The sequence below is a fragment of the Xenorhabdus sp. PB61.4 genome, assembly GCF_963894935.1.
GTDB classification, from domain to species: domain Bacteria; phylum Pseudomonadota; class Gammaproteobacteria; order Enterobacterales; family Enterobacteriaceae; genus Xenorhabdus; species Xenorhabdus stockiae.
In genome coordinates this window covers 17,162-29,604 of sequence record NZ_CAWQJR010000057.1, presented here as the reverse complement: position 1 = coordinate 29,604, position 12,443 = coordinate 17,162, and the positions used below count along the sequence as shown (strand labels likewise).

The window sequence follows — 12,443 nt, the reverse complement described above, 5'->3', positions numbered from 1 at the left end:
CTATGACTTTTAACGTAATTCGCTATTGGTTAATGATTTCAGCTTTGCTGGTTAGCCTGTTTATTTCTCAGCTCAGTGTCATGGCCCATGCCGGAAAACCTGATTTCGTTCCACCAGCGGAACGCCCTTTATCGATGAACGAACGCCCCTGGCCTCATAACAGTTTTGTCGTGCTGGCTTATCATGATGTTGAAGATGATGGTGCTGATCAGCGTTTTATGTCCGTCCGTACCAGTGCGCTGAATGATCAATTTGCCTGGCTGCACGCCAATGGTTATCAACCTATTACCGTTGATCAGATCCTCGTGGCTAATCAGGGGGGAACACCACTACCATCTAAAGCCGTACTACTCACTTTTGATGATGGTTACAGCAGTTTCTATCACCGGGTTTTTCCTTTACTGAAAGCCTATCACTGGCCTGCTATTCTGGCTCCCGTCGGTATTTGGGTTGATGCTCCCGCAGGGAAGCCGGTAAATTTTGGTGGCCTGCAAGTACCGCGGGAACGTTTTACCACCTGGGCACAGGTTGCCGAAATGTCCCGTTCCGGTCTGGTGGAAATTGGCTCACATACTTATCAGCATCATTATGGTGCTCTTGGTAATCCACAGGGGAATACCGAACCTGCCGCTGCTACCCGAATCTATGACCGCAAAACAGGCAAATATGAAACTGAAAAGGCATTCCGTCAGCGTATGGAACAGGATGTCAGGACAATCACGCAGCGGATCATTTCTGCTACAGGTAAAAAGCCGCGTGTCTGGGTCTGGCCTTATGGTATTGACAGTGGTGTCACGCTGGATATAGCAAAGCAATACGGCTATAAACTGGCTTTGACTCTCGACACCGGTCTGGCTAATGCCAAAAATCTGGATAATGTTCCGCGGATCTTGCTGACAAATAACCCAACCCTGAAAGAGTTCGCTGAACAGGTTATTCAGGTTCAGAATAAATTCCCGCTGCGTATCGCCCATATTGATCTGGATTATGTTTATGATCCTGATCCTGTTCAGCAAGCAAGTAATCTCGACAAACTGGTACAGCGTGTTGCCGACCTCGGTATTAACACGGTTTTCCTACAGGCTTTTGCAGATCCTACAGGCGATGGCACTGTGCGTGAACTCTACTTCCCTAATCGCTGGTTACCAATGCGGGCTGATTTATTTAACCGGGTTTCCTGGCAGATACACAGCCGGTTAAATATTGATGTCTACGCATGGATGCCGGTTCTGGCATTTGAATTAGAGCCTTCCCTGCCCCGCGTATTGAGCTACGACAAAAATAGCGGTGAGTTATCCGTTAACAAAGCACAATACCGTCGGTTATCGCCTTATAACCTAGAAAATCGCCGCAGAATTAAAGAGATTTATCAGGATTTAGCTGCTCATTCCATTTTTCAGGGTGTGCTGTATCACGATGATGCCATCATGTCAGACTTTGAGGATGCCGGCCCGGATGCAATCAGGGTTTATCAGCGGGAAGGTTTTCCTGCCTCCATTGCCGAAATTCGTCAGGACCCGGAACAATTCGCCCGCTGGAGCCGCTTCAAAAGCCGATACCTGACCGATTTCACTCAGGAACTCACTGAAGCCGTTAAATCCGTCCGGGGTTATCAGGTAAAAACTGCCCGTAATATTTTTGCGCTGCCGATTCTGGAACCGGACAGCGAAGAGTGGTTTGCCCAGAATCTGGATGATTTTCTTGCCCATTATGACTGGGTTGCACCGATGGCAATGCCATTAATGGAAAATATCCCGCTGTCAAAAAGTAATCAGTGGCTATCCCGTTTAGTAAAAGCTGTCGGTCAGCGCCCGGATGCACTGAGTAAAACGGTATTTGAACTGCAAGCCGTAGACTGGCGCAAACCATCCGATAAAAGAATGATATCAGGCGAACAACTCGCTGAATGGATGCGCCAGTTACAGCTTAATGGTGCCCAAAATTTTGGTTACTACCCTGATGACTTTATTAATAATCAACCAGAAATGAACTCGATCCGTCCTGTTCTTTCCTCAGAATGGTATCCACTCAATGATTGACCGTATTCTCGCTTTTATTGTGCTCTGTATTGTTTTGAGTATTCCCATCGGTATTGCTGTCACTTTTACCGGTGAAGTTATGCTGAACTTTGTGTTTTTCTGGCCCCTGTTTATGTCTGCCATCTGGATTTCAGGTGGAATTTATTTCTGGTTTTATCGTGAAAGACACTGGAAACAAAGTGATGAGCCGCCCCATCTGGAGGGCGAGCCTCTGATATCTATTTTGATCCCCTGCTATAACGAAGGCCCGAATGTGCGAGAGACACTACAGGCAGCACTGAATCAGCGCTATTCCAATATTGAGGTGATCGCAATCAATGACGGTTCAACTGACAGCACCGCCCATGAACTCGATGATATGGCGAAACAGCATAGCGCCCTGAGAGTGATACATCTGAAACAGAATCAGGGGAAAGCCACCGCGCTTCAGGCCGGTGCTGCCGCTGCCAACAGTGATTATCTGGTTTGTATTGACGGTGATGCTCTGTTAGATCGTGATGCTGCGGTATGGATGGTAAAACCGATGATTGACCATCCCCGTGTTGGTGCGGTGACCGGTAACCCCCGGATCCGTACCCGCTCTACTCTGGTTGGCCGAATTCAGGTAGGTGAATTTTCTTCTATTATTGGCCTTATCAAACGAACTCAGCGAATTTACGGTCAGGTATTTACCGTTTCCGGTGTGGTCGCTGCTTTTAACCGCCGTGCTCTTGCCGATGTGGGTTACTGGAGCAACGACATGATTACAGAAGATATTGATGTCAGCTGGAAACTACAATTACGTCATTGGTCTGTTTTCTTTGAGCCTCGGGCTATCTGCTGGATCCTGATGCCGGAAACACTTCGTGGATTATGGAAACAGAGATTACGCTGGGCACAGGGCGGAGCAGAAGTCTTTCTCAAAAATCTGCGGAAACTCTGGGCATGGGAATATCGCCGTATGTGGGTTTTATTTGCCGAATTCTGCTGTTCGGTAATCTGGTCATTTACCTTTGCCCTTTCAATTATATTGTTTTTCCTCGGCATGTTTATCACATTACCTGAAACCATTCGGGTTTATACCCTCTTCCCGCCCGGATATACCGGGTTGGTATTAGCCGCAACCTGTCTGATTCAGTTTACTGTCAGCCTGTTAATTGAACGTCGCTATGAAAAACACGTTGCATCATCACTTTTCTGGGTGATCTGGTATCCAGTCGTATATTGGATGCTGAACCTGTTTACGACACTGGTCTCTTTTCCCAAAGTTATGCTTAAAGTCCACCGTAAACGTGCTCGTTGGGAAAGCCCTGATCGTGGAATAGAGAGAATAGAATAATGAAAGATCCCTTAATATTTACAGAGCAGAAATTATTACCTCGTTTTATTGATGTCACACTGACTATTTTAGCCTGGTGTGGATTTATCTATTTGTTTATTTCGGGGTTATTTAATTCGCCCCATCATGGCCCTAAGCCTGTCATGTATATATTCAGTTCGGAGTTAAGCTCAATTGCCCTCTATATCATTGTCGCTATATTCAATGCATTCCTTCTGATCGGCTGGGCAAAGTATAATCAAATTCGTTTTCGTATTGAACGCCGTCGCCATCGGCCTGCGTTAAACCATGATGAGATTGCAACAAGCTTTTCTTTGGAAGAAAGAATAATAGGCAGATTAAATCAAGGAAAAGTGTCTGATATCACTTATGATAATCATGGGCACATAATAGGAGTCGCTGAAAAACCAAATTAATCAACAAAGGAAATAGTTTTTATAACTCTTTCCCCTATAATTTAAATGGCTTGCAACCTATCTCATATACGACCATTTACAATCGGTGATTAATAATTTTGTACAGAATACTATGATGAGATAGGTTCTATACCCAATATATTTAGAATAACAATCCTGTGAACCATACATTAATAATAAAAGTAACTGAAATGATTAAATAAAGCCAACAAAGAGGCGACTTGAAAAGCTAAGTGTATATTAATGACTGTTAATAATATGAAAGATAAAAACGGGATCCCGTTATGTGTTTAATTGAATGGACCCTCTGTGTTGTCAAACATTGTGCTTCCAAATTATTTTTACGGGTATTGACGGTTTTATGTATAACCATGGTGATATGTAATTCAATAGTAACAGCTATGCCTGAAACTAAAGAGAAAATAAAAATAAATGAAAATGTTGCGCGTGTTGTCTCTGGCATTATCAGTTATACATATTGGCCAGTCACACGTCCGACATTACATTTATGTCTGGTACCCCCTTCTAAATACATTCGTGCTTTAAAAAATATTAATATGTTTACTGATGAAATAGAATTACGGGTAGAAGTTCTAAATTTCAATACAGAACAATTAGTCGATACGTGTGATATTATTTATTACGGTCAGATTGACCCTATACTTCAACATCAAGTATTTAATCAGAAAAATAATAAACCACTCCTAACGATCGCTGAACAAAACCAACATTGTGAAATCGGCAGTGCATTCTGTCTCAATATAGATAGCACACAAACAACATTTAACCTTAATCTCGATATTTTGACTCGCAGTGGTATACGCGTAGATCCAAATGTCCTGCAATTGGCTCGTAAGGCGGAATAACTGTATGAAAAAGCGTTATTCATTAATGCCATCACGCCCGACATTACGTCAGACAGTTCACCGTATCCATCTAATCATTACTGTGGTTACATTATCGGTTGTTGGTCTATTTCTTTCTTTACTGGCACTCTTTGCCATGCAGAAATATGCTGAAAATAATCTGAAACAGATGTCATCGACAATAGCCTATACCGCACAGGCAGCGGTGGTATTTAATGATAAAACGGCTGCAAACAAAGTATTGGAAATGATTGCTGCCCACGATAGTTTTACCGAAGCAAAAATTTTCGATGCAAAAAATCAAATCCTAGCTAGCTGGCATACCAACCAGATAACACGCACCGGTAATTTTAAAAAACTGATTGAATACTGGATATTTCCTGAACCCGCCACATTTCCTATTTATCACCACCAACAACAAGTGGGTTCAGTCTGGTTAACCGGCAATAGTGAACACATTACCAAATTTGTCTATCAGGCTTTACTGGTACTGTTTGCCTGCCTACTGATCAGCGCCATACTTTCACTCTACCTTTCCCTGCGCATGCATGACGGCGTTGTCAGAACACTACAAAACATTGCCAGTGTTGCCCATGATGTCCGCCAGCGGCGGGCATTTTCTCAGCGGGTTCCTTCCGCTCAAATTGCAGAACTACATGAACTCAGTCAGGTTTTTAACCACCTGCTGGAAGAACTGGAAGAGTGGCAGCATCATTTACAAACTGAAAAAGCTGCTTTGACGTGGCAGGCACAACACGATTCTCTCACGACATTACCCAACCGGGCGACTTTTGAGCGTGTTCTGTCCACAGTGATGAATGACAAGTTCATGCGGGAAAGTGCTGCCATTTTATTTATTGACGGTAATCGACTCAAATATGTCAATGATGTTTATGGGCATGCAGCAGGCGATCACGTTCTGATCACAATTGCAGATACGTTAAAAACGAAAGTCCGGAAAACAGATACTGTCGCCCGCCTCGGTGGTGATGAATTTGCCATTTTATTACCTTCAGCCAGTTTAGAAGATGCTGAAAGGATCGCTAAAAATATCATTCACGCGATGGATACCCCGATTCAGCTTCCCAGCGGTCAACAGCTACGTATCACGCTCAGCATTGGCATTGCTCTGTCAAATGGTGCTTTAACAGCAGAACAGTTGCTATCTGAAGCGGATGCCGCCATGTATCACATCAAACAACGTGGCGGGGGCTGGCACTCCGCTGACACAACAAAAGTAAACTACTTATCGAGAAATTCATCATGATAAAAAAACGCGCTTTTATATTAATGATTTCATTGATTGGCCCTTTTCTTCTCAGCGCCTGCCAACATTCGGGCAAACTGACAACGGAACAAATCAAAGTCCTCAAACAACAAGGATTTCAGCAAACAGATGAAGGGTGGCTATTTGGTCTGTCAGAAAAAGTCCTCTTCGGTAACAACCAATTTCACTTGCAACCTGCAGGGGAAGAAAAATTGAAGAAGCTGGCAGCTATTTTATCCAAAACAGGCATTGAACATGCACGCCTTGATGGTCATACGGATAACTACGGTGAATTAAGCTATAACAACCAGCTTTCGCTAAGACGGGCTAACACAGTTGCAGATGCCCTGACACGGGGAGGAATGAACAGATCCAGCTTAGAAACCCGTGGATTGGGGCCAAGCCAGCCTATTGCGGATAATCGCAGTTCAAAAGGAAGGGCAGAAAACCGTCGAGTGGCGATTGTGATTATATCACAATAAACTTCCAATAGATTTTAAGATATGACTTAAAATACGAGGGGAATAAATAAAAGAAGGAATAATCTGGCGAAAGATTGACATTAATCAATAAAATAATTTAATTGTTTTACCAGGGATGGAAACAATAATCTGTTTATTTTAATTACTGCCACCGATTACGTAATTTGTTGTTCAATTCTTGCTATATAAATATATATATAGTTCCTGTATTCGATATCTTCCTGTAAGATAGCCAGCGTTATTTTTCAGGCAAACAGTCATTTTTTTATCAGCAGCAAGCTCACAAAATTTTACAAATCCAGGCAGTAAGACTACTGTTGGATAATGGGCTTTATCAAAAAGGAGAAATGATGGGGCTGAATTTTAAATCATACCGAACGTTGTATCGGGCATTTGTGGTACTATTCATCGCCATCACTCTGAGTGCTGGTAATCTATTATGGAAAGTATTTTCTGATTATCGGAATAATATCAGGCCTGATATAGAATTAGAGTGGGTTTTGCTAACACTAGGAATGCTCATATTTTTATACACTGTCGTTTTATATAAACACACCAAAACTGTTATTATTCCAGATTATCAATTTAAAAAAGCCATTAAAAACAAACAATTTATTCCTTATGTTCAGCCCATTATCTGTAGTAAGAATAACGCCCTTATCGGGTGTGAAATCCTTGTTCGCTGGCAACATCCAAAACAAGGGTTAATAGAGCCTAAAAATTTTATCTCACAAATTGAGAGATCAGACCTCATTATTCCCTTAACACATAACTTAATTACTCAAGTGCGTGATTTTTTTGCCTCTTTCGCCTATCAGCTACCACCAAATTTTCACTTTAATTTCAATATCAGTGCAAAACATTATAAAGATAGTGGTTTAATTGAAGATTGCCGCGAATTTCTACAGGCATTTCCTGAAGATGCAATCCATCTGATATTAGAAATTACCGAGAGAGAATTACTCGAGCCAGATGCACATACAATCGAACTATTTAATAAATTAGATAAATTAGGTGTATTAATCGCTTTAGATGATTTTGGCACAGGCCATTCTAATCATGCTTATTTACAAAAACTGAACGTTAATGTGGTAAAAATAGGCCATAATTTCATTAGTAAAATGAACAGTGATAGGTTTTCAAAGCATATCGTTGAAAATATTATTGACCTCGCTTTGCGGCTTAATTTAGAAATTGTCGCGGAAGGAGTTGAAGATCAAAAACAGGTAAATCAGCTGAAAAACTATTCAGTCAATTACCTACAAGGTTATTACTTTGATCGCCCTATATCACCGGAAGAATTTGTTAATAAATGGTTAAAATAAATCATATGACTACACTTAAAACCGTGAACTTGAAACTCATAGAAAATAGATTTTTATCATACTTTTACTGAAATTACTTTCTTTTCATTCTCACTAATCAGAATGGGCAATTGATGTAAAAAAATATAACCGTCATGTTGAAACTCAATGAGTGTTTTTTTAGCAGGAGAAATAAAAAAAGCATCTCCATTGAAGAAACATTCTGAGTTTTTATTTAAATAATCACTCACAAATGACTCGACATATCTGACATCCATAAAATAAACTTCATCTTTTATATAAGAGTTATCATTAATTATAAAGATATCATCTGAAAGGTATCTTTTAAAATTCATGGCCGTTAATATTTTGGTATCGGATTGATTTTCCCAATCATCTATTTTACCCAGAAACTTAAATCTACCCTCCAGTGAAAAACTGATATAACTTAATAAGATAAGCTCACCACCAATGATAGGCTGTAACATTCTATCCGCTTTATCCATCGTATACTTTTTATAGTTTTCCATTCTATCATTCTTTATTCCGTCAAATTTACTATAAATCACAATACATAAAATCACTCTACTCTTCCACCTTGTTTAAAGGCATTTTTGGCCTTATTTAAACTCATAGAATTAGCACCTCCGGCAAGGTCAGGATGTTTATGTTGCACCGGATTATCTTCCTAATTACAAATATCACCAAAGGGTATATTCATCAGAAGAGCTGAAATCTCACTTTCACAGCATGGGCAAAGTGTTTTTTGATTCATATTTTATCCTTTTTCTGTTTTATAAATTAATTAGTTGAAAATATAATTTCAAAATTTATTACTGAGAAAATTGAAAGTCAAAAAATAAAATAATACAATTAGGTTGTTAAATATGATTTTCAGAAATCAAATCTACTTAACGCTAACGCCAACAAAAGTAATAAATTTGTTAACAACAAAATAAAATTGTCGTTTTTTCTATTTCATGGTAAATAGGTCTGTTTATCTATACACGGCTTAAGGAACTGGCATGATAAAAAAACTCTTCGACATTCTTTCTATTTTTGGAAAAAAAGACGCCTCTGCCACAGAAAACTATCTACAAGAAGCTCTATTACCTCTTGCTACATTTGAGCAAACACTTCCCCAAAAAGCACTTGATTATATTCTGACAGGTCGAGATCCTAACGTACTTTACGAATTAAACAAGATAGATGCTATCAAAGCAGCTGTTCTGTTCAATAAACCAGGAACATTAGATTGGTGGTATAGCGGAAATGTGAATACTGGGCAGTATGACAAAGTAATGTCCCAATCAATCAAAGCCCGTCATCAATTATATGCCAAAGTCGGAGGAGAATTTACTGCTGAACAAACTGTCCGTTTTGCTAAAGTGATCGCTGCAGCTTGTCAGGATATTAATATCAAAATGACAACAACAGAACTCCCATCATGGGTACTGTATCTGTTAGGCGATGCATTCCATACCACCTATGAAAATGTCAGCAATCTTAACATCGCATTACGCAATGGGTGGACAATGGCTTTGATTGCTAAAATGATCAATGAAGGAACAGAGAAGACAGGCCCTAACGCTCTATTTGCGATATTTGATCGCAAGGATATCGCAGACAATCATACGAAAAATCTGAATAGACTTTATAAAATAACTGATTTAAAAAATTTTATTTTCGAACATCAAGATTTTGTTCGCCAGATATTAGTAGAAAAATTATCAGCAAATGGACAAGTCGAGTTAGTTAATTATCTAAATAATAATAACGAACTACGTGATCATTTTGCTGATGTAATCGTATTATTGTCTACTAGCACACATAAATCTGTTCGTAAAATTGCAGAGCCAATCCTGAATACGTTACCGTCTGAAATAGTAAGGCAGTATTTAAGCCATACATTATTTAATGGTACCCCAAAACAGCGCATACAAGCCGCAGACCTGTTCGCACGTCAGGGTGATAATCGCAATGTTCTGGAAGAAGCGCTAAAAATCGAAAAAAGCAAATCTGTTATCAAGGGTATTGAAAGCGCTTTATTACGTTTTACTGTAATAGATGAAGCTATTAATCAGGAAAAGTTAGAATTACCCTCTTTTACACCATTGGAAGACACTCCACTACCAGAAAGTGCCAGAGAAATTCTGGTAACTAATTTCCATGAGATGCTGGCTAACGCATTAGAAAGAGCTGAATATGAAATAGAAGATAATAAAACCTCTAATTATTCATCTAACTGGGCTCAGCGACAATATAAAGATTTGCGTAAATTAAGCGATGAAAAGTGCCGTGCATTACTCGATAAACTCAATGGTGAAAAAGGTTATTTTAATTCAGAAGAAGTTCAGGTAATTAAGCATAAAAATAGAATCACAAACCTTCCTGAATTTACTTTATTCCATGCTGTTCGTCTGGCTACCCATAATAGTGAGCATGACCGGAGTTTTAGTGGTTATCATTTTACTGGAAGTATACCAGAAAGAATAATTGCTAATCTTGAACTACGCCATGTCGAAGACGTCTTAGCACAATGTCATTTTAATAATTCCGCAAGAACCACTGCTGAATTTTGTCTGGAATCCTCCGTTGGTCATCGCCTTTTTCCACATCCTGAGAAAATATGGCCATTCTATTATCAAAACCCGGATTTTATCGCTGAAGCATTAGGCTTAATGCCTAATAAAAGTCAAAACCGTTATAGGATGTTCGAAGTTTCATGTGCTATTGATGTTCTCGCCACCTATCCGGCATTACCAACACAATTTATTCCTCGCATTATGGAATTAGCTTTAGGTCAAAATAAAACTCATCGAGTTTCTGCCCAGCAACTGTTGGAAAGAATAACAAATATTCATGAAACAGTTCAGGAAGGGTTAAAATCGACCAAGCAAGAAATCCGCATTACAACGATCGAGTGGCTGACTCGCATAAAAAATCCGGCTTCCATTCCCCATCTTTATGCACTACTAAAAAAAGAGAAACGGGAAATTGTTTGTGCAGCACTACTTACGGCATTAGAAGAATTTGGTGAAGATATCTCTGGATACCTGTCACCAGAGATATTATTAAAAGAAGCGCAAAAAGGGCTGAAAGGAAAAACACCTGCAAGTCTAAGTTGGTTTAATTTCAATGCATTGCCAGCACTCACCTGGAAGAATAAACAACCCGTCGACCCCGCTATTTTCCATTGGTGGGTAGTTCTTGCTGTTAAACTGAAAATGCCATCGGGCAATGCACTACTGCAGCGTTATATCGATCTATTATCCCTCGAAAGCCAACAAAAAATAGGCAGTTTTATCTTACACAGCTTCGTTGCTCAAGATGTTAAAGGCCCATCCTTAGAGGAGGCTATGGATGAAGCGCAGCGTGAAGCACCATCACGCTTAAACAATTATAAGTCTTGGGTAAAGCGCTACCCGGAGCACTACAGCAAATATGAAAATTTCACCTTAGAGCAAGTAATAGAAGAAATTAAAAACGAAGTTTTGCGACGTTATTGCGGCTCAGCAATCAGTGACAAAGGCATGTTGGCCCTCATTTGCAATATTGAAGGGCACGTTGCAATCCCTGTTTTACGTAACTACATGCGTGATCATTACCAGCGTCGTGCCCAGATTGAAGCCATTCTGACTGCAATATCCACCAGCAATGACCCGCTGATTATTCAACTTTTACTGTCACTTTCTCGCCGTTATCGTACTAGTTCTATACAGGAAAAAGCGCGTGAATTAGTCACTCAAATCGCAGAGCGTAACGGTTGGAGTGCCGATGAACTTGCTGACAGAACTATTCCAAGCGCAGGATTGAACGAAACAGGTACGCTGGTACTTGAATATGGAGAACGTACTTTCACTGCTCGTCTGAATACTAAACAAAAATTAGCCTTGTTTAATCCAGAAGGGAAAGAGATCAAAGCTCTGCCAGCTGCTCGTAATAATGAGAGTGAAGAACAGATTAAAGAAACGAAGAAACTATTTACTGCCAGCAAGAAAGAGTTGAAACAAGTTATAGAATTACAGACGGCTCGTCTCTATGAAGCCATGTGTGCTCAACGTCAATGGCAAAGCAGTGATTGGCAGGAGTATATTCTCACTCATCCAGTTATGCATAAATTAATCGAGCAACTTGTATGGCAAGAAGTGAGAGATGGAGAGATCATCAACCAATTCCGCCCTTCTGATGACGGCTGCTTACTGAATCTAGACGATGATGAAATTTCTTTACGAAATGATTCAAGTATCCAGCTTGCACATTCAGCATTAGTCAGCGAAGAAGATCGCAAAGCGTGGCTTGCTCACTTCAAAGATTACAAAGTGAAGTTCCTTTTCTCACAAATGGAAAACAAAGTCCCTGAGCTGGATTTGACAAAAACCGAAATTGAAGATCGTAAAGGCTGGGTTACTGATACCTTCACTCTGCGTGGTATTTTAACAAAAATGGGCTATCAACGTGGTCCAATACAGGATGCAGGCTCATTCGATCATTATTATAAACATTTCTCCAGCCTGAATTACTACGTCAATATTGAATTCAGTGGTAGCTATGTACCTGAAGAAAATATCCCAGCGGTATTGTTTAGCTTAAGTTTCAGCAAGAATCACCTGTATTACTGGGAGAAAAACAATATTACGCTTAAAGATGTTCCATCTATCTTACTGGCAGAAAGTTATTCAGATTACCTGAAGCTGGCTGAATCCTGTGTAGGATTTGACCCTGAATGGGAAAAGAAAACTCCTTGGTAA

Annotated in this window: 10 protein-coding genes; 8 read left to right on the top strand and 2 right to left on the bottom strand. The window is 40.0% G+C overall.

The genetic code is table 11. The features are described 5' to 3' along the window. Positions 1-2: 2 nt before the first annotated feature. The 7 genes from pgaB to AACX68_RS04480 all read left to right on the top strand — a co-directional run bounded on the left by pgaB (position 3) and on the right by AACX68_RS04480 (position 7,713). A complete protein-coding gene (pgaB, locus tag AACX68_RS04510) occupies positions 3-2,039 on the top strand; it encodes a poly-beta-1,6-N-acetyl-D-glucosamine N-deacetylase PgaB (protein ID WP_228858449.1) in 2,037 nt (678 codons plus the stop codon). Then, a complete protein-coding gene (gene pgaC / locus AACX68_RS04505) occupies positions 2,032-3,357 on the top strand; it encodes a poly-beta-1,6-N-acetyl-D-glucosamine synthase (RefSeq protein ID WP_228858448.1) in 1,326 nt (441 codons plus the stop codon). The genes pgaB and pgaC overlap by 8 nt, the downstream gene beginning before the upstream one ends. Continuing rightward, complete coding sequence (gene pgaD / locus AACX68_RS04500; protein WP_228858447.1) at positions 3,357-3,773, top strand: poly-beta-1,6-N-acetyl-D-glucosamine biosynthesis protein PgaD; 417 nt, start codon at positions 3,357-3,359, stop codon at positions 3,771-3,773. Before pgaC ends, pgaD begins: the two co-directional genes overlap by 1 nt. A 401-nt stretch (positions 3,774-4,174) precedes the next feature. Next, positions 4,175-4,639, top strand: coding sequence for a YfiR family protein (locus AACX68_RS04495; RefSeq protein WP_228858446.1), 465 nt, complete (start codon positions 4,175-4,177; stop codon positions 4,637-4,639). A 4-nt stretch (positions 4,640-4,643) separates the two neighbouring features. Beyond that, complete coding sequence (locus AACX68_RS04490; RefSeq protein WP_228858445.1) at positions 4,644-5,906, top strand: diguanylate cyclase domain-containing protein; 1,263 nt, start codon at positions 4,644-4,646, stop codon at positions 5,904-5,906. Continuing rightward, positions 5,903-6,388, top strand: coding sequence for an OmpA family protein (locus tag AACX68_RS04485; RefSeq protein ID WP_228858444.1), 486 nt, complete (start codon positions 5,903-5,905; stop codon positions 6,386-6,388). Before AACX68_RS04490 ends, AACX68_RS04485 begins: the two co-directional genes overlap by 4 nt. A 347-nt stretch (positions 6,389-6,735) precedes the next feature. After that, positions 6,736-7,713, top strand: coding sequence for an EAL domain-containing protein (locus tag AACX68_RS04480; protein ID WP_339389277.1), 978 nt, complete (start codon positions 6,736-6,738; stop codon positions 7,711-7,713). Between the two features lie 56 nt (positions 7,714-7,769). Here AACX68_RS04480 and AACX68_RS04475 read toward each other — a convergent pair whose 3' ends face one another. Further along, positions 7,770-8,222 (bottom strand): hypothetical protein, encoded by a 453-nt coding sequence (locus AACX68_RS04475; protein WP_228858442.1) that lies wholly within the window; start codon positions 8,220-8,222, stop codon positions 7,770-7,772. 50 nt (positions 8,223-8,272) lie between these two features. Beyond that, entirely contained in the window at positions 8,273-8,368 is a 96-nt protein-coding gene (locus AACX68_RS04470) for a hypothetical protein (protein ID WP_228858441.1), read from the bottom strand. 349 nt (positions 8,369-8,717) lie between these two features. Here AACX68_RS04470 and AACX68_RS04465 point away from each other — a divergent pair, with 349 nt between their 5' ends. After that, a complete protein-coding gene (locus AACX68_RS04465; protein WP_228858440.1) occupies positions 8,718-12,443 on the top strand; it encodes a DUF4132 domain-containing protein in 3,726 nt (1,241 codons plus the stop codon).